Origin of the sequence: Parapedobacter sp. GCM10030251 (assembly GCF_042666505.1) — a bacterium.
In the GTDB taxonomy this organism is placed as follows: Bacteria; Bacteroidota; Bacteroidia; order Sphingobacteriales; family Sphingobacteriaceae; genus Parapedobacter.
Map to the genome: position 1 here is coordinate 105,305 of NZ_JBHTDN010000002.1, position 18,137 is coordinate 123,441.

Annotated in this window: 18 protein-coding genes and 1 tRNA gene; 8 read left to right on the forward strand and 11 right to left on the reverse strand. The window is 49.8% G+C overall.

Annotated elements, in window-relative coordinates:
• Nucleotides 1-82: 82 nt before the first annotated feature.
• Nucleotides 83-331 (reverse strand): FAD-dependent oxidoreductase, encoded by a 249-nt coding sequence (locus ACFQRK_RS06440; protein WP_379004788.1) that lies wholly within the window; start codon nt 329-331, stop codon nt 83-85.
• Between the two features lie 45 nt (nt 332-376).
• Between ACFQRK_RS06440 and ACFQRK_RS06445 the strand changes: the two genes are divergently transcribed.
• Nucleotides 377-949: a hypothetical protein gene (locus tag ACFQRK_RS06445; protein ID WP_379004790.1), complete on the forward strand. Its 573-nt coding sequence runs from the start codon at nt 377-379 to the stop codon at nt 947-949.
• Here ACFQRK_RS06445 and ACFQRK_RS06450 read toward each other — a convergent pair.
• The 6 genes from ACFQRK_RS06450 to ACFQRK_RS06475 all read right to left on the reverse strand — a co-directional run bounded on the left by ACFQRK_RS06450 (nt 933) and on the right by ACFQRK_RS06475 (nt 7,428).
• Nucleotides 933-1,697: a hypothetical protein gene (locus ACFQRK_RS06450; RefSeq protein WP_379004792.1), complete on the reverse strand. Its 765-nt coding sequence runs from the start codon at nt 1,695-1,697 to the stop codon at nt 933-935. The two genes, ACFQRK_RS06445 and ACFQRK_RS06450, sit on opposite strands and share 17 nt — an antisense overlap.
• 77 nt (nt 1,698-1,774) lie before the next feature.
• Nucleotides 1,775-2,797 carry a Holliday junction branch migration DNA helicase RuvB gene (gene ruvB, locus ACFQRK_RS06455; RefSeq protein WP_379004794.1) on the reverse strand — a complete coding sequence of 341 codons (1,023 nt, stop codon included), beginning with the start codon at nt 2,795-2,797 and terminating at the stop codon, nt 1,775-1,777.
• Nucleotides 2,798-2,843: 46 nt separating this feature from the next.
• Nucleotides 2,844-3,602: a polyprenol monophosphomannose synthase gene (locus ACFQRK_RS06460; protein ID WP_379004796.1), complete on the reverse strand. Its 759-nt coding sequence runs from the start codon at nt 3,600-3,602 to the stop codon at nt 2,844-2,846.
• Between the two features lie 37 nt (nt 3,603-3,639).
• Nucleotides 3,640-5,244, reverse strand: coding sequence for a peptide MFS transporter (locus tag ACFQRK_RS06465; protein WP_379004798.1), 1,605 nt, complete (start codon nt 5,242-5,244; stop codon nt 3,640-3,642).
• Between the two features lie 102 nt (nt 5,245-5,346).
• Entirely contained in the window at nt 5,347-6,249 is a 903-nt protein-coding gene (locus ACFQRK_RS06470) for a hypothetical protein (RefSeq protein ID WP_379004800.1), read from the reverse strand.
• Nucleotides 6,250-6,252: 3 nt separating this feature from the next.
• The gene (locus tag ACFQRK_RS06475) at nt 6,253-7,428 is read right to left on the reverse strand and encodes an acetyl-CoA C-acyltransferase (protein WP_379004802.1); all 1,176 of its coding nucleotides are present in this window, start codon (nt 7,426-7,428) and stop codon (nt 6,253-6,255) included.
• A gap of 203 nt (nt 7,429-7,631) precedes the next feature.
• Here ACFQRK_RS06475 and ACFQRK_RS06480 point away from each other — a divergent pair, with 203 nt between their 5' ends.
• Genes ACFQRK_RS06480 through ACFQRK_RS06495 form a run of 4 tightly spaced genes read left to right on the forward strand, consistent with a single transcriptional unit; the run spans nt 7,632 to nt 11,545 of the window.
• Nucleotides 7,632-8,549 carry a metal ABC transporter solute-binding protein, Zn/Mn family gene (locus ACFQRK_RS06480; RefSeq protein ID WP_379004804.1) on the forward strand — a complete coding sequence of 306 codons (918 nt, stop codon included), beginning with the start codon at nt 7,632-7,634 and terminating at the stop codon, nt 8,547-8,549.
• A 16-nt stretch (nt 8,550-8,565) separates the two neighbouring features.
• Nucleotides 8,566-9,354, forward strand: a complete 789-nt coding sequence (locus tag ACFQRK_RS06485) for a metal ABC transporter ATP-binding protein (protein ID WP_379004806.1) — start codon at nt 8,566-8,568, stop codon at nt 9,352-9,354.
• Nucleotides 9,355-9,367: 13 nt separating this feature from the next.
• Nucleotides 9,368-10,657 (forward strand): iron chelate uptake ABC transporter family permease subunit, encoded by a 1,290-nt coding sequence (locus ACFQRK_RS06490; protein ID WP_379004808.1) that lies wholly within the window; start codon nt 9,368-9,370, stop codon nt 10,655-10,657.
• Between the two features lie 9 nt (nt 10,658-10,666).
• Entirely contained in the window at nt 10,667-11,545 is an 879-nt protein-coding gene (locus ACFQRK_RS06495; protein ID WP_379004810.1) for a metal ABC transporter permease, read from the forward strand.
• 12 nt (nt 11,546-11,557) lie between these two features.
• On the opposite strand, the gene ACFQRK_RS06500 is transcribed toward ACFQRK_RS06495, so the two are convergent.
• On the reverse strand, nt 11,558-11,980 hold the full coding sequence (locus ACFQRK_RS06500) for a VOC family protein (RefSeq protein WP_379004812.1): 423 nt from the start codon (nt 11,978-11,980) through the stop codon (nt 11,558-11,560).
• Between the two features lie 232 nt (nt 11,981-12,212).
• Between ACFQRK_RS06500 and ACFQRK_RS06505 the strand changes: the two genes are divergently transcribed.
• Nucleotides 12,213-12,294, forward strand: a tRNA-Leu gene (locus ACFQRK_RS06505).
• Nucleotides 12,295-12,400: 106 nt separating this feature from the next.
• On the opposite strand, the gene ACFQRK_RS06510 is transcribed toward ACFQRK_RS06505, so the two are convergent.
• The 3 genes from ACFQRK_RS06510 to ACFQRK_RS06520 form a co-directional block, all read right to left on the reverse strand.
• Nucleotides 12,401-13,210, reverse strand: coding sequence for a methyltransferase domain-containing protein (locus ACFQRK_RS06510; protein ID WP_379004814.1), 810 nt, complete (start codon nt 13,208-13,210; stop codon nt 12,401-12,403).
• A gap of 65 nt (nt 13,211-13,275) precedes the next feature.
• Nucleotides 13,276-13,791, reverse strand: coding sequence for a DUF4199 domain-containing protein (locus ACFQRK_RS06515; RefSeq protein ID WP_379004816.1), 516 nt, complete (start codon nt 13,789-13,791; stop codon nt 13,276-13,278).
• Nucleotides 13,792-13,872: 81 nt separating this feature from the next.
• Complete coding sequence (locus ACFQRK_RS06520; protein ID WP_379004818.1) at nt 13,873-14,322, reverse strand: response regulator transcription factor; 450 nt, start codon at nt 14,320-14,322, stop codon at nt 13,873-13,875.
• 135 nt (nt 14,323-14,457) lie between these two features.
• Between ACFQRK_RS06520 and ACFQRK_RS06525 the strand changes: the two genes are divergently transcribed.
• Together ACFQRK_RS06525 and ACFQRK_RS06530 are read left to right on the forward strand one after the other, a co-directional pair.
• On the forward strand, nt 14,458-15,348 hold the full coding sequence (locus ACFQRK_RS06525; protein WP_379004819.1) for a fructosamine kinase family protein: 891 nt from the start codon (nt 14,458-14,460) through the stop codon (nt 15,346-15,348).
• A gap of 123 nt (nt 15,349-15,471) precedes the next feature.
• Nucleotides 15,472-18,126, forward strand: coding sequence for a c-type cytochrome (locus ACFQRK_RS06530; protein WP_379004821.1), 2,655 nt, complete (start codon nt 15,472-15,474; stop codon nt 18,124-18,126).
• The last annotated feature ends 11 nt before the right edge of the window (nt 18,127-18,137 follow it).

Consider the following 18,137-nt stretch of genomic DNA (forward strand, 5'->3'; position numbering starts at 1 on the left):
TTGAAAGGGAACGTAGTTTTCCTTTTCAGTTTTCAACTTCCCATGCTAATTTTTTATTCCGTTTCCATTTCCCATGCTAAACCTAGCTCTTTCGTTCAAATCCAAATACGTTGTCCCGATCGTCTTTGACGCCCGTTAACTTATTTTTTATCAATTGCGCTGCGATCATGCTGAAGGTAACTCCGTTGCCCCCGTATCCAAGTGCGAAGAACATGCGCTTTTTGCCGGGCCAAAGGCCGATATAGGGAAGCCCATCTGCCGTGGAGCTGAACGTACCGCACCAAGCCATGTCTATGGCAAAGGGAATTTCCGGGTAAATCTCGTTAAACATACCCATCGGCTTTTTTTGCTTATTATTGCGATTTCATCAGCAGATATGGACAAACCGACCCTTTTTGATCAGTTCGTTGCCAAGAAAGTAAAAATGAGCATGGCAAATTTGGCAATACTGGCAGCCGACCAAGCCATTCCGGCTACACGGTGGCATATGCTCTGCTACGATCAGCAGGATGCTTCCGTCGCTTTCCGGGCTGCCTGGGTGCTGGAATACATCGCCACCCATTATCCCGAACGGTTTGTACCGGTTTTTATGGACTTCCTTCTCAGGTTGCCCAGCCAGGGAAACCCCAGCTGCCAGCGCCACTTCACTAAAATACTCATGCTGATTACACACGCTAAGGCGCCTGAACGGTACCGAGACCTCTATCTCCGGGCAGACCGGGAGCGCTTGGTTGAGACGATTTTCGGTTGGCTTATCGAACCTCAAACACCTGTGGCGGTGCAAGTAAACTGTCTGGACATACTGTTCAATATGACTCCTGAATTTCCGTGGATCAAGGATGAATTGAAACAACAGACCGAATTTTTTTTACGTGACGGATCGGCCGCAATGCAAAGCAGAGGCAAGAAAATATTGGCGAAGCTCAAAAAAGTCAAAATCGCAGGTTAACACCGATGGTTAACAACCCAAAAACATCGCGGTGTTCATTACCCTCGTAGGCACCGCTGTATCCGTCCAGCTCATCGTCCAACGAAAAATTGACCTGACCATTGACGACTAGGTTCCACACATACGAATCGAGTAGATCGGGTTTGAGGCTATGCAGCGGCAATTCGATCCCTATATTGGTACTTACCAGGTAGCTCACCCCCTGCTGATTTCCCTGTAAGACAAGTTCTTGTTGCGAAGGTGTATTGCTATTGTTGGTTCCGGATTCTTGGATCCGTTGACCATCCCATTGCAGGCTGTACAATGCGCCCATACCGGCGCCAAGGTACACGCTGTTCAGCGCGCGTTTTCCAAAAGACTCCCGGTATTCGATCCGACGCAGGTGATCGTCCTGCAGAAATTTGATCGGTTGAAAATTAACGCCCAAAACAGCGCTATGATACAGGTTGGTTGCCCTTCGCAAATATTCATTGCCGCCCAACGGGGTGCTTGCTAGGTCTTTACCTCGAAGCACCCCCTCTTGCAATTCCAACCCGACGCTGAGGCCATGCGTAACGAAATAATTGCCCCTTAGGTACACGGCCGCTCCAATCTGCCGTTTTTCCAAATCGCCATACATCAGTGTGGGACCTAAACCGGCCGTCACCGAATAACGGAAATAGGGAATGGGTGATTCGTTTCCGAATTGCGCATGTCCAAAAAAGGGAAATGCGGATATAAACAAGATGAACAAGCAGCTTCTTCTCATAACAATAGGATTCTCCGTAATGGATATTTTTTTCAGCAGTTTACTTAACAATACTTATACCATTCTGCTTGAAAGCGCTAAAAAAGTGTATTCCCCTTCGCAGGGTTTATTTTTCCCAAATGCCTATAGGCCAATTCCGTGCACTCTCTCCCTCGCGAGGTACGCATCAAATACCCTTCCTGTATCAAAAAGGGTTCATAAACTTCTTCAATAGTCCCCTCGTCTTCGCCCACTGCGGTGGCTACGGTTTTAATCCCTACGGGACCGCCCTTGAACTTTTCAATAATCGTAAGCAGAATGCGGTTGTCCATTTCATCGAGGCCATGTTCATCGACGTTCAATGCATTGAGCGCATACTGAGCAATCGGTACATCGATCTTTCCATCTCCCTTGATCTGTGCGAAATCGCGCGTACGCCTTAGTAATGCATTCGCGATGCGGGGTGTACCCCGGCTTCTGCGGGCAATTTCATAAGCCCCTTCTTCTGTTATGGGTGTCCGGAGGATGCTAGCCGAGCGGAGCACAATGGTGGTTAACAGCTTTGCATCGTAGTACTCCAACCGCGCGTTGATACCGAATCGTGCGCGTAGCGGTGCCGTGAGCAAACCGGAGCGTGTGGTCGCCCCCACCAATGTAAACGGATTGAGGGTGATCTGTACCGAACGTGCGTTGGGACCCGTTTCGAGCATGATGTCAATCCGGAAATCTTCCATCGCAGAATACAGGTATTCTTCCACGAGTGGACTCAGTCGATGGATCTCATCGATGAAGAGAATATCACCCTCATCAAGATTCGTAAGCAGGCCCGCCAGATCACCGGGCTTATCCAACACCGGTCCGGAAGTAATTTTAATACCCGACCCCATTTCATTGGCAATAATGTGCGAAAGCGTCGTCTTGCCCAAGCCCGGAGGGCCATGCAGCAAAACATGGTCAAGCGCCTCGCCGCGCAGTTTAGCTGCCTGCACAAACACCTTCAGGTTTTCCAGTATCTTTTGTTGGCCCGTAAAATCTTCAAATGCCTGCGGGCGAAGCACTTTTTCCAGTTCGCGCTCCGCATTGGACAATTTCTCGGGATTCGGATCCAAATTTTCGTTCATGTTTTGCTTAGACGTTAAATACCGGATATCACACCGACTACAGCCGTCATCCGTTTTCGGCGCCGGACCTTCCGGGCTTCCGATCATATTTCCTAAACCAGCTATTTATTTTCATTTGGATGACTCCAAAAAAAGCCTCCCGGAAAATGCGGGTACTCATTTTGGACTCTCCCTCGGTACGATCGGTAAAGATAATTGGTATTTCTACCACGCTAAATCCGTATTTGATCGCCGTGAATTTCATTTCGATCTGAAACGCATATCCCACGAATTTGATCCGATCGAGCGGAATGGCTTCCAGCACATTACGTCGATAGCAAACAAAGCCGGCCGTGGCGTCCCGCACGGATATTCCGGTGATCAGCCGGACATACCCCGACGCAAAGTACGACATCAACACACGGTTCATGGGCCAATTGACCACATTTACGCCCTTGATATACCGGGATCCAATGGCCATATCGGCCCCGGACACACACGTCTCGCGCAAACGGACAAGATCATCCGGATTGTGGGAAAAGTCTGCATCCATTTCAAAAATATAGGCGTAATCCCTTGCCAGACACCAGCGGAAGCCGTGTATGTAAGCCGTCCCCAACCCCGATTTCCCCCTACGCTCTTCCAGGAAAAGCCGCCCGGTGAACTCGCTTTGCAGCTGTTTGACAATCGATCCGGTCCCGTCCGGCGAGCCGTCGTCCACCACCAATATGTCAAAATCAACTGCTAGCGAGAAGACCTTGCGAACAATTTTTTCAATGTTTTCCTTTTCATTGTAGGTAGGGATAATAACGACACTGTCTGACACGTTGGCTCTTAATTTTTACATGTAAAGGTACGGAATATCAATGAATGCCGTGCATCATCCGCTTCAGTATGGGCGAAAACAAGATCAACAGCAAACCGGCAAGCCCGGGAATCACAGCAAAGATCAAAAAGAACGTCGAAAGCGAATACGTTTCGCTGATTTGGTCAATCAGGCTGCCCGACATGCCGGCCAGCCAATTGGCCACCGCACTGCATGCAAACCATACACCGAAAATCAATCCGACAAATTTCTGCGGTGAAAGCTTGCTCATGTAAGAGAGCCCCACAGGTGAAAGACATAACTCGCCTGATGTATGAAAAAAATACGCTAAGACCAACCAAATCATGCTGACCTGTGCCGTAGCGGCTCCTTGAGGGATGTCTTTGCTACCATAACCCAATACGGCGAAACCAATCCCAAGCAGAATGAGTCCGATTGCAAATTTAACCGGGCCTGTCGGATTATATACCTTTTCCCACAGCTTGCTGAAGGGAGTGGCTAATGTAATGATAAAAAATGAGTTAAGTATCTGAAACCACGAAGCCGCAACTTCTGTTTCCAGGGCATTAAATTCGCGGTATACCTTCCAAATGCCGAGACACCAAATCACCAAGAAACTCAACGCGGTAAACAGAATGGAAATTGGATATTCAGCGAATATCTTCTTGGCCAGCGAAAATAGCACCCATGTCACGATTACCAACGGGAATAACGTTAGTATAGCGTCAACCCATTTAAACGTAACCGCGGCGCCACCCGCCAGTACGCGTTGGGTATAATCTTTCGCAAAAATAGACATGGAACCACCGGCTTGTTCAAACGCCATCCAAAAAAAGATACTCGACAACGAAAGCACAACGATCACAATCAATCGGTCTCTCACGACATGAGGCGACGAGGTTTCGCTTTCAATCGGATCGTCGACCGTGTCGACAGGTTTTGCATCATGGGTCCGCTTGAGTGTCTCTTTGGGCGACTCGCCCAGCACACCAAAAATACGTTGGGCAAAATAGAATTGCAACATGCCAAAGAACATGAATATACCCGCCAACCCAAATCCATAATGCCATCCGATTTTTTCACCGATATATCCGCAAAGCAGCATCCCCAGAAATGCGCCGGCGTTGATTCCCATGTAAAAGATGGTATAAGCCGCATCTTTCTTGGTGCTGTTGTGGGGGTAAAGTTGCCCAACGATGGAGGAGATATTCGGTTTGAACAACCCATTTCCCAAAATCATCAATAAGAGGCCGAGGTAGAAAAAGCTGGAACCGACACCTTCCAGGGCCATGGAAGCATGCCCCAAGGTCATAATCAACGCTCCCAAGACCACGGCCTTCCGATAACCCGTCAGCCGATCGGCAATAAAACCACCGATCAATGGAGTCAGGTAAACCAACCCCGTATACCAACCGTATAACTGCATCGCGTCTTCCCGGGTCCATTCCCATCCCCCCTTTGCCAATTCAGAGACGAGGAACAGGGTCAACAACGCCCGCATCCCATAGTAGCTGAACCGCTCCCACATTTCCGTGAAAAACAGTACAAACAATCCCACCGGGTGGTCAAACACCCGTTTGGTACTAACCCCGCGCTCAATCAGATGAGCATCCAGCTGGTCTTCTTGATTCGTAAATCCCATAAAAAATATTCATTTTGTGCATAAAAGGCATGTGTAATTTAGGATAACCTGCTGCAAATAAAAAAAAACTTTTTGTGATTTGGAGAGAAAGTTTGGTAAAATTCATGGTGCGGAAAGCCCGCTCTTAGGGTGCTTTGCAGGTTTTTGCGGATCGTTATATTGATCGTCTCCCGGTGTCGCGGGGTTCATTATCCGAACGTTAGGCGTAAGTACCCATGTTCCGTTCCGTAATTGCCAGGCATCGTACGTCATATCGGGTCCATAGTGTTCATATTGCCCCTCCTCCCGGACATCGGCTGGCGCTAGGTGATCCAACACAATACGGTTTTCCCTATCGTCGTAATCCATGTACATACGCGCATTCTGGCTATACCGGTAAATCATTCGCGTTTGGGCCTGCGTACCGTCGCCTTCAAAGATCCGCTTTCCCAATTTCACCCCCTCTTCGGTTAGGGTCAGTACTTCGATCACCTTCTGCGTCATCTGAGCAGTGTGTCCCTTCCAACCCAATAAAATATATTCAGCACCGAACGGAACCACGCGATAATATTGAGCTCCGTACCAATTCGCGGCGGTAGTGACTACCGTTTCGGGCGATTCGATTTCATATGTTTTATCCAACAACGGATACATTTTCAGACGGCCATCGGGTGTATGCAATTGGATGGTGCCGTAATAGAGGTAAGAGCCGTCGTTTAGGGGAACATGCCATGAGAATATCCTGAACCGGTCATCAGGCGATCGAAGGATCGAAATCATCTTCAGTGAATCAAATCCAAACTGATATGAATTGGGCATTTTCAACGCCGATACCAGCGCTTTTACAAACGCAAAGTTCGCTTTTAGCCGTTCCGGTTCGGACGGCTCGTTATAAATGGCATAGCCTAATTTCGCAAGGCTGTCCTGCACTGTTTCCATGGTCACACGGTCTGCCGGCTGTGCCCTTGCAGACATTAACCAGCAACCGAATCCAAGCAACCCTATCCATCCGCTAATTTTCATCATCGATCACATTTTCTCCAACACCAGGGCACTTGCTCCGCCGCCGCCGTTGCAAATGCCCGCTACGCCGATTCTCCCCTGGTTTTGAGCTAACACCGAAAGCAGCGTCACGACGATACGTGCACCCGATGCGCCAAGTGGATGACCCAACGACACCGCACCTCCGTTCACATTGACCTTATCCGGAATCAAACCGAGTTCCCGGTTGTTTGCAAGGGATACGACCGAAAATGCTTCGTTAATTTCGTAAAAATCGACCTCAGAGGCTTCGACGCCCGCATGTTGAAGCGCTCGGGGAATCGCCTTGGCAGGGGCCGTGGTAAACCATTCAGGCGCCTGTTGCGCATCGGCATACCCGCGTATGCGTGCCAGCGGTCTTAATCCTAATTCTTTCAGCTTGGATCCACTGACCAACACCAATGCCGCCGCACCGTCGTTGAGTGTAGAAGCGTTTGCAGCAGTTACCGTCCCCTCCTTCTTGAATACCGGTTTTAAGGACGGAATCTTATCGAATTTCACCGCATGGATTTCTTCATCCTCGGTCACCATCGTCACCTCTCCTTTTCGATCGGTTACTTCAACGGCAACAATTTCGTCTTTGAATTTACCGGCTCGCTGGGCGGCCTGCGACCGTTTATACGATTCAATCGCGTGGGCGTCCTGCTCCTCCCGACTAATGTGGCATTCAACGGCGCAAAGCTCTGCTGCCGATCCCATATGAAAATCGTTGTATACATCCCAAAGTCCATCTTTTACCAAGCCGTCTATAACTTGTCCATGCCCCAGCCGATATCCGGTTCTCGCCTTATCCAAATAATATGGCACGTTGCTCATGCTTTCCATACCGCCTGCCACCACAATGTGATTTATGCCCAAAGCAATACTCTGCGCCCCCAGCATGATGGCCTTGGCTCCCGATGCACATACTTTGTTTACCGTAGTGGCCGGTATATCGGGCAGTCCGGCAAATTTTGTTGCCTGGGTGGCTGGCGCCTGTCCCAAATTGGCGGAGAGCACATTGCCGAAATAGACTTCTTCGATAGCATTCGCCGAAAGCCCGCTACGGGTTACCGCCTCGCGAATGGCAATACCACCCAATTGTGTCGCCGATAGTGAAGCCAAACTTCCGCCAAAACTTCCAATGGGGGTCCGTATGGCGGCAACTAAATAAACCTCTTGCATGATCCGCTCCTTTTATGTTGTAAAAATACGAAATTCGCTCAAAACCGCTGTTCGGATGCCCGATAGATTTCCATTAGTCAAGGTTTACCGCAGAATTCAAGCTATTCCATCGGGTTACGCGTACAACAGGGGTACTTTTTACCAATAGTTTAAAATAACTCACAAAAAATGTTAGATTAATCTAAAATCTGTATATTTGCTATATGAAGGGTATCGTCACGATCGTTATTATTGCTTTGGCGTTGGCCGGTTCGCTCTCATGCGAACCCGGGAACCTGCGTACAGAAAACGGTACCCGACGAATTCTAGCCACCACCGGTATGGTAGCGGACATGATTCAGCACATCGTCGGAGATTCAGCCTCCGTTGAAGTACTGATGCATGCCGGCGTTGATCCGCACTTATACAAAGCCAGCCAAGGAGATTTACGTAAAATCCTGGATGCAGATTACCTATTTTACAACGGCGTGCATCTTGAAGGAAAATTAGCAACCATCCTGGAGAAACAGGCGCGCGTAAAGCCGGTCATTGCCGTGGGAACTGGAGTGACCGGCCTGATCTCGATCGGAGAAGGCATCTACGACCCACATATTTGGTTTGATGTCACGTGCTGGAAGGAAGCAACGGCTTACGCCGCTCTCGAGCTGGCCAAGTTAGACAGCGCCAATGGCGATTATTACCAAGCGAATGCTGAGGCATATATGCGACAATTGGATTCGTTGGACGTATGGGTGCGCCGGCGGATTAATACCCTACCACCCAATCGGCGGATCCTCGTAACCGCTCACGATGCCTTCAGTTATTTCGGTCGCGCATACGGAGTCGAAGTACGCGGATTGCAGGGAATTTCAACGCTTTCTGAATTTGGACTTCAGGATGTGTCCAGCTTGGTCGACTTCATTGTCACCCATCAAATACCTGCGGTGTTTGTGGAAAGCTCCGTGTCGGACCGGTCGTTGAAGGCGGTATTAGCGGGCGTACGCCAACGGGGAAGCCACGTACGCATCGGTGGAAATCTCTTTTCAGATGCCATGGGAACTCCCGGAACGCCGGAGGGCACCTATATTGGCATGGTGAAACATAATGTCAATACCATTGTAGAAGCGTTAACGGAAAAATAGGACAAATTGAGCGACCATGATTATACACACACAAGATCCCGTTTTGGAAGTGCATGACCTCACGGTAAGCTATTCCCGGAAACCGGTGCTCTGGGGAGTTGATTTCACATTGCCGTCGGGCAGTATTGCGGGCATTGTCGGGCCAAATGGCGCCGGAAAATCGACCTTACTCAAAACCATCATGGGCTTGATTCCGCCGTCCAGCGGTTGTGTAAAGTTGTTCGGGCACCCATTGGAAGAGGTCCGGCAGCGCGTCAGTTATGTGCCGCAGCGCGAATCGGTCGATTGGGATTTTCCCGTTTCGGTACTGGATGTAGTCTTGATGGGACGCTACGGGAAGGTTGGCCTCCTTCGTAATACCGGAGAACGTGACCGATCCATCGCCTTGGAATGCCTGGATAAAGTGGGGATGTCAGCGTTCGCGAAGCGGCAGATTTCGCAATTGTCTGGCGGGCAACAACAGCGGGTGTTTTTGGCGCGGGCATTGGCACAGGAGGCGGATATCTACTTTATGGATGAACCCTTCGCCGGTGTAGACGCCGCTACTGAACAAGCCATCATTGGGTTGTTGCGGGAGATGGCAGCCACCGATAAAACCATCGTGGTGGTGCACCACGATCTCCAATCAGCACGGGCTTATTTTGATTGGGTCATTCTGATCAATATGCACTTGGTTGCAGCAGGGCCTACGGCGCAGGTCTTCACAGAAGAAATGGTTCAGCAGACTTATGGAGGCAGGCTAAATCTGCTGTCACAGGTCGGTGATGTGATGGAAAAACGCGCTTTCCCGAGCCGGGAAAACTAAGCGGGAGGAATGTATGCAACATCTTATCGACTTTTTCTCGTTTGCAGATCCCAATGTCCGATACGTCGTCATCGGCAATGTTCTGCTATCGGCCAGTGCGGCGATGGTAGGCGCTTTCATTCTGCTTCAAAAGAAAGCGCTGGTGGGCGATGCCGTATCGCATGCGGTTCTACCAGGCATTTGCGCAGCTTTCTTATTTTCCGGAAGCAAAAATACGGGGCTTATGCTTGTCGGTGCTTTTATAACCGGATGGTTGGCACTGGTTGCCATCGACTACATTGTGGCCAAATCCAAAATAAAAAAAGATGCGGCCATTGGATTGGTACTGTCCGTATTTTTCGGCGCCGGTATGGTTATGTTGACGTATATCCAACAGTCGGGCAATGCCGCGCAGAGCGGATTGGACCATTTCATTTTCGGCAAGGCAGCAACCTTAATCGGGACAGATTTAATCATTTTCAGCATATTAGCCGCGACATTACTCTTAGCCGTAGGAATGTTTTTTAAGGCTTTTACGTTGGTTGCTTTTGACCGTTCTTACGCCGAGGCACTGGGCTATCCCGTGCGGAAACTGGATTTGCTGCTTACAAGCCTGACCGTCTTGGCGGTGGTTACCGGTATCACTGCGGTGGGGGTGGTCCTCATGGCGGCTATGCTGGTTACTCCCGCCGCCGCCGCCCGGTATTGGACCGACAACATACGACGGATGGTTACGATCGCGGTAGCGTTTGGCACGTTTGCGGGATTGGCCGGCGCCTACATTTCGTACACCGCCCCGGCGATGCCTACAGGCCCATGGATGGTAGTGGTATCCTCAATAATCGCCTTCTTTTCTTTCTTTTTTGCTCCCCAAAAAGGGATCATTCCAAAGTTATATACCCAGCGGAAAAACCAGCGGATCATCGCCGAAGAAAACACCCTGAAAATGTTTTACCACTTGGGCGAACAGAATGGCCATTTCAATGGATGGCGGGATGTAACGGAGCTGACCCGCACGCGCGAGGTGAACGAGACGTTGCTAAAAACCACGTTGCGCCGCTTGGTTGCCAGCCACCTGCTTACCGTACGGGACCATCAGTGGGCGCTGACGGATGCGGGCTATCGAAAAGCCGCGAGGGTGGTCCGGTTGCACCGGCTGTGGGAACTATACCTGACAAAATACATGGCCATTGCGGCAGATCATGTCCATGACGATGCAGAAACCATCGAACACATACTCACCCCAGAACTGGAACGTGAGCTGGAACATCAATTGGGTTACCCAAAGAAGGACCCCCATAACACCGTGATACCAAAAATATAAAGATTACACATGATCGCATTTTGGATTATACTAACCGGTGCCCTCGTAGCTATCACGTGCGGGTTACTCGGGTGTTTTCTGATTCTTCGCAAAATGAGCATGGTAGGTGACGCAATCAGCCACGCAGTCTTGCCGGGTATCGTGATTGCATTTCTGCTCAGCGGCAGCCGCGAAACGTTGCCCATGCTATTGGGCGCAGGAGCCACGGGATTATTGGCCACATTTCTCATTGAATATTTCCACCGGCGGGCAAACTTGCAGACGGACGCCGCCATCGGTGTTACCTTCACATTTCTCTTTGCAATAGGGATCATTTTAATCAGTGCCTTCGCTGGGAAGGTTGATCTTGATCAGGATTGTGTGCTGTATGGGGAAATTGCTTACGTCCCGATTGACCTGTGGGTAACGTCCGGCGGGGCGGTCCTGGGACCACGGCCTGTATACATCCTTTCAGCGGTATTGCTTATGGTTGCATTATTCATTACATTAGGTTACAAGGAATTGAAATTGACATCCTTTGATCCCGCTTTCGCGTCTGCACTCGGCATCTCGACAGCGCTCTGGCATTATTTGTTGATGGCCGCCGTATCGCTCACTACGGTCAGTTCGTTTGAATCGGTTGGTGCAATCTTAGTCATTGCTTTCCTCATCGGTCCACCGGCTACCGCCTACCTGATGACACACGAGCTAAAATCAATGCTGGCGATTACCGCAGGACTGGGTATTTTTATCTCCGTGGTAGGATATTGGATCGCGTACTGGCTCAACGCCTCCATCGCTGGATGCATGGCTGTGGTGACGGGAATTTGCTTTGGTTCAACCTTCATCTACCAACGTGCCCGGCAAAAAAACAAAAGCCTAACCCACCCAGATCATGCAGCGGGTTAGCTTGTAATTTCCCTATTTGGTACTGTTTGGAAAATTAATCATCCAACGAACGCCAAATTTATCTTCGAACGATCCGAAATAATCGCCCCAGAACTGATCTTCCATGGGCATTTCGATGTTTCCTCCGGCCGAAAGCCCATTAAACAATCGATCAGCCTCCTCCCTGCTGTCGGGCGTGATGGAAATGTAGTTGTTGTTGCCTACGTTCAACACGTGCCCTGCGGACGGCAAACAATCTGAAGCCATAAGGAATTGACCATCCCCCACCGGAATGGCCACATGCATCGCGCGGGTTTTCTCGTTGTCTGGTAAATTTTCTGAGCCGGGCGCGTCTCCCATGCGTTGTAGAAATAACTCGCCTCCAAAAACGGATTGATAAAAGCGGAACGCCTCCTCGGCGTTGCCGTCAAAATTTAAATACGGATTGAATTTCATAATGATTTGTTTTGAAATGTGAATATGTTTCTGCTTTGTGATGTACAAAGGTAGCATGCAAAGCGATAACGGTGAATGGGAGAACGCGCCAATTCGGAGGGGTAGTTGTGACAACCGGGCTATGAAACGATCATTCGTTTACCATCGAAAGGAAATTTGAAAAACATTTTGCGAAATACGGATTAATAGATACATTTGCATCCCCGAAATAAGGGATTGTACTTTCAAATATGCCCAGGTGGCGGAATTGGTAGACGCGCTGGTCTCAAACACCAGTGGGGCGACCCATGCCGGTTCGATCCCGGCCCTGGGTACAACGAAGCCGGCTTTATTGCTAGTATGCAACAAAGCCGGCTTTTTTATTAGGGTAATGTGATCCTGGAGGCTATTCAGCAGCTCTAAACAGGGAGCCCGCAACCACTAATCTTTTTTTCCCGAAATCATAACATGCGGACTGAAACATAAAAGTTCGCGGTCGCTTTCCGTCAAATTGATCAGTTCCAAAAGGCGCGCACGTTTTTGGGGATCCGTCCAGCTTTGGAAAAACTGGCCATCCATCCAGGCCAAGCCCTCAACCGCGTACACTCCCATTGGTGCAAATCCAGCCTTTTCAAATTCGTTGGCAAGCCCACTGGGGCGATGAAAGTATGCATGCGGCAGCATACCGGCCATGCCCTCCGGAGGAATATGTTGCCCGTTAAGCAGCTCCGAACGGCACATGGAAAAAACCCGAGGCTCATGTATCATGCTGCTGTGCAGGGCGGCAACCGTAGAGGCCGCATGCGTAATGGCAAACCCTAATACCACACCGTGGGGTTTCAATACTCGATATGCCTCTTTCAATGCCTGCAGGCGATCGACCTCCTGCTGCAGGTGATATAAGGGCCCATGGAGTATGATCAGATCGAAAACCTCACTTTCAAACGGCAGGTACCGGGCTTCTCCGAGCAAGCAAGTGAACCCTTTGCCCATTCGTTTGGCTTTCCGCTTCGCCTGTTCAATGTGCTTTGGGACGGGATCGATCAACGTGACCCGGTGCCCCACCCCACATAGCCAGGCCGCATAATGGCCTGTTCCCCCACCGACATCGGCGACCGCAAGGGAATCACCCTGCAGATATCTCGAAATCAACGATTTATTTCGCTCAAATTCAAGGGGCCCCAGTCCGACTTGTAACCGGGAGTCTTCCGAATGGTTCGTATAAAATGCGGTGATAGCAGGCTCAATCATCCGGCAAATTTACACCTATTTCCGGTTGCCCATTTCCTGAATTTCATTTTCAATTTCCGTCTCCTTCACCGCCTCCGTTTTAACAGCAATGCACTGATTAAAGCAATGACCAATCCCAAAGGAAATACCTCGGAATAGGTAATGAGCACCACCATTGCCGGATTTTTGTACAGTTCCTTGAAATTGGCCATCTCCTCTGCCTTTTTGCCCAATTCTGCAGCGGTGGCTCCATCGGCTTTGGCCGTTCGCAATACATAATCGGTGTACTTATCCATAAAGTCCGGAATAAACCCGTAGTAATACACCAGCCATACCAGTACGTAAATCGTAGAAGCAATAAGTGTGATGAACAAGCCAGCTTTGAATGCTTTACCAAATGAGATCACCCCATTTTGGTAATTATTCCGATAACTCCGCACCCCGACAAAAATGAAAGAAAATGCAACGATCATGGCCGTGTAGCCCAACGTATCGTTGCCTTTAAAATTCTCGTTGTGATAGCAGACATAAACACTCCACATCATCATTCCGGTAATAATCACACCGGAGATCAAACCGAATACAATTACTGTTTTTTTCATAGCATTAACTAGTTGCGTTTGCTGCAAAAATGAACAGTACGTTCCACTTTTCCTTCATACTTTCGGGTGATTTTGAAACGATCAGGGGATGATTCGTAACTTCTTGGCCTTGTCTACCGCCTGCGTACGACGCCTCACGTCCATTTTTTCGAAAAGCCGCGAACCGTGGGTTTTAACGGTATTCAACGAAACAAACAAGCGGGATGCGATTTCCTGATTGCTCAATCCGTCTGCCATTAGCCGCAACACATCCAGCTCCCGGCTGCTTAGCCCGATACGGGCGATTTCCTGTTCGTCGGCAAGGAATTCCTTTTCCCCCTCCGAAGACACTTCCCGCTTTAAGGCAATAGTTTTCGCATTGGGTTTAACAAGTTTCAGCGCCAACCAGATGCCCAAGCCCGTAAAGACAAGCGCAATCAAGCCTACGTAAATTTCGAAGTTTGAATCGGCGACCAGAAAACGCAATTTCAGCCATTGCAATATAAACAGTACCAATGCGAGTATCGCGCCGTACGCAACTGCGGTTTTCATCTCAATTACACGGTTTGCAGGCATGCATGGGTTTGTTTGCTACAAAGCTATGAAACCCCTATGATTTTGCAAAGCGATCAGCGATATGCACAAAAATATACCAGAAAAACGGCAGGCAATGCGTAATTTTCCCCCATGGTTTTGTCCGAATCCCTGTACCAGGTGTTGGAGGCGTCTCTGAAAAATCGGGAACGACCGTATTCATCCATCCAGTCGGTTGCGCCCGTATCCGGGGGCGATATCAACCGGGCGTACCGGATCAAAACGTCCATCGGCACCTATTTTGTAAAAGCCAGTGATAATCCAATGGCTACAACGATGTTTTTGGCGGAGTCCAGAGGATTGGACCTGTTGCGTAGCGCATTGGGGACGGCAAATGCTCCGGAGACCTATGCCGTTGGAAATGCACATGGCGAGGGTTTTCTAATAATGGAATGGATCGACACGGGCGACAAACACAACGGGCTCCATCAGGAGGCATTGGGCCGGCTTTTGGCTTCCTTGCATCGTAACCATGCCGACACCTACGGGCTAGACCACGACAACTTTATCGGCTCATTGCCCCAGCATAATGACTTTTCGACAGATTGGACGGATTTTTTTATCGCACAACGGTTGCAAAGGCAATTGGATCTGGCGGGCCGGATGATCGGAACAGGGCTATTAAAAAAATTCGATCGTTTGTTTTCCCGTTTACCCGAACTGTATCCAACCGAGCGGCCTACACTCCTCCACGGCGATTTATGGAGCGGTAATTACCTCGTAAATCCATCAGGAACACCCATCTTCATTGATCCGGCGATTTACTATGGCCACCGTGAAGTAGATATCGCTATGACCAAATTATTTGGTGGGTTTTCCGAACGATTTTACGCGGCTTACCATGAGGTGTACCCGCTGCAACACGGATGGGAGGACCGTGTTTATCTATGGAATTTGTACCCCTTGTTGGTACATTTGAATTTGTTTGGGGTTTCGTACCTAAATGCCATCGAAAATCAGGTAGCATCTTATATACGCCCGTAGTACACATTGCCTGTTCTCCGGATGGGACATACCTAACCTCAAGTATCGGTAAAAACCCTGATATGATCCGTGTTTTACGGTAGACATACTTATATTTACCGCTATAAACAGATATAGAGCTAAATGAGACATTCATATTGGTTAATTTTTGCTGCAGTTTTTTCAGTAGCAGCCTGTCAATCAACTACCGAGGATTGCAATTTCGTCACCGAAGACCGGTATGTTAGCATGACCGATTCACTGGCAGCTACATTGGAATGGCCGGAAAAACTGGATATCAACGTTTTTGCAGGTCCTGACGTTGTTCCCAGTCCGGCTTGCCTTGCGGTTTCTGCCTCCGGCGATGTTTTTGTAGGCGTTGACAAAATGGGATCCCTAGGGAAAGAAATGGGACAAGGCGCCATTGTGAAACTGATCGACTGCAACGGTGATGGCATTATGGATTCATACTCAGAATTTGCCCGTACTGATAATCCAAGAGGGATACTTGCATTGGGCGATCGGGTATTCGTACTACACACCCGCTTCTCCAAAGAAACCAAAAAGGCGGCCAATATGGATCTGGTGGTTTATGAGGACCGCGACAAAGATGGCGTGGCGGATGGGGATCCAAAACCGTTGATTACGGATATCAGCAACCCCACATACCTTGCCGAACGGGGTACCGACCATGCCACGAACGGCATCCAGATGGGAATCGACGGCTGGATATACATCGCCGCCGGCGACTTCGGTTTTCATAACGCAACAGACCGGGATGGCAAGCAGCTGACGGTATTGGGAGGTGGCATTATACGGGTACGGCCGGACGGTACAGAGATGGAAGTGTATACGCATGGCCTGCGGAACATTTATGATGTGGCCATCGATCCGTTTATGAATATTTTTACACGGGACAATACCAACGACGGTGGTGGCTGGAACATCCGCTTTTCACACCAGATCCAGTCGGGCGAATATGGATATCCCATCCTATTCAAGCATTTCACAGAGGAAATCATTCCAGCGCTGGTCGACTTAGGCGGAGGCTCGGGAACCGGGGCACTGTATCTTGATGACCACCGTTGGCCCGAGGAATACAACCATACGCCCCTTATGGCCGACTGGGGCCGTAGCTATCTTTACCGGCATCCGGTACAGGCCGATCAGGCGACCTTTACCCAGCGTGAAGAAAATTTCATTCAACTGCCACAGATTACCGATGTTGACATCGACGCTTCGGGAATTCTGTACCTGTCGGCTTGGGATGGAGCGGGCTATTCGGGAAGTCCGGATATAGGCTATGTGGTGCGGGCTGTCCCCAAGGAGTTTGACTACGAAGCGTTTGCTGACATCCAACAGTTTTCGAACCGGAAACTGGTGGCCCTCCTAAAGTCAAAAAGTGCCAAAGCCCGGCTGGCCGCCCAGTATGAATTGCTGGGAAGAGCCGACAACGCAGATGCTGCCCCGAGACTTTGGAAACTTGTGGAAAACAACTCCCTGGATATCGAGTCACGGGTGGCGGCACTATACACCTATGCCCAACTGATGGGAAAGGAAGCCATCGATCAATTGGTGGAAGCCACGGCGGATACCGACTTGCAGGAACACGCACTCCGGGCTTTGGCCGACCGCCAAGCGTGGGCGGACAATGTGCCGCTGGAACCCTTCCTAAGCGGATTGCGCGCAACTTCGCCGCGTATTAAAGCTGCAGCTATCATCGGTGTGGGACGTCTGGGTAAAAAAGAAGCGATCGGCGCATTGCTCGAAACGAAGGTGCCTGCATCGTTTAAATCGCCGGACCTAGGAACCGAGGGACCGCATGCGACACCAAATTCTGAAATCGTCATTCCCCATTTGGCCGTGAAAGCCCTTGTGGCACTGAATGCGGTGGATGAATGTATCGAAGCGTTGAATACAGGAAATCAGGATCTCGCTTTGTGGACTATGCGTTACCTGCACGACGATCGCGTAGTGCAGGCATTAATTTCCACATATGAGAACACGGCCGACGACGCGTTCAAAGCCAAAATCCTCAATACGCTGGCACGCATATACCACCGAGAAGCCCCGTACGATGCATCGTGGTGGTGGAGCACCCGACCGGATACGCACGGCCCTTACTACAAAGGTGTGGAATGGGAAGCAACCCCGACCATCCGTGCATTTTTACTGGAGCAGTGGAAAAAAGCCGAAAAGGGCGACAAGGACTTTTTTAAGCTTCTCAACACACGGTATCGGTTGGCAATCAACCAGTTTGGCATCATCGAAATACAACCTCCAAAAGAAGACGCGCCTCAGGTGGACCTCGAAAAGCTTAAAAACAAAAAGGGACAGGTAGGCGAATCTTCAATTGAGGATGTCATGCTAGCGCTGGATAAAATTAAAGGGGATGCGAAGGAGGGCGCTGCACTTTTTGTACAGCAAGGATGCAAAACCTGCCATGCCGTCGACCGGAGCGAGGTTCAGAAAGGGCCTTTCATGGGGCAGATCGGCTCCATCATGAACCGGCAGCAAATCGCCGAGTCCATACTGAAGCCGAATGCTTCGATATCGCAGGGTTTTTCGACCGTACAGATTCAAACGAAAAGTGGAAATGCATATGTAGGGTTTGTGACCGAAGAATCGGCCGATAAGCTCACCATCCGCAACATTGCCGGAATGGCAACAACCCTCGCAAAATCGGAAATCACCGACCGCAGGGAACTCGACCATTCCATGATGCCCGAGGGACTGGCCAACGCATTAAGCTACCAGGAACTCGCCTCGCTGGTGGCTTACTTATCGGAGCAAAAATAGCTACGTCACCC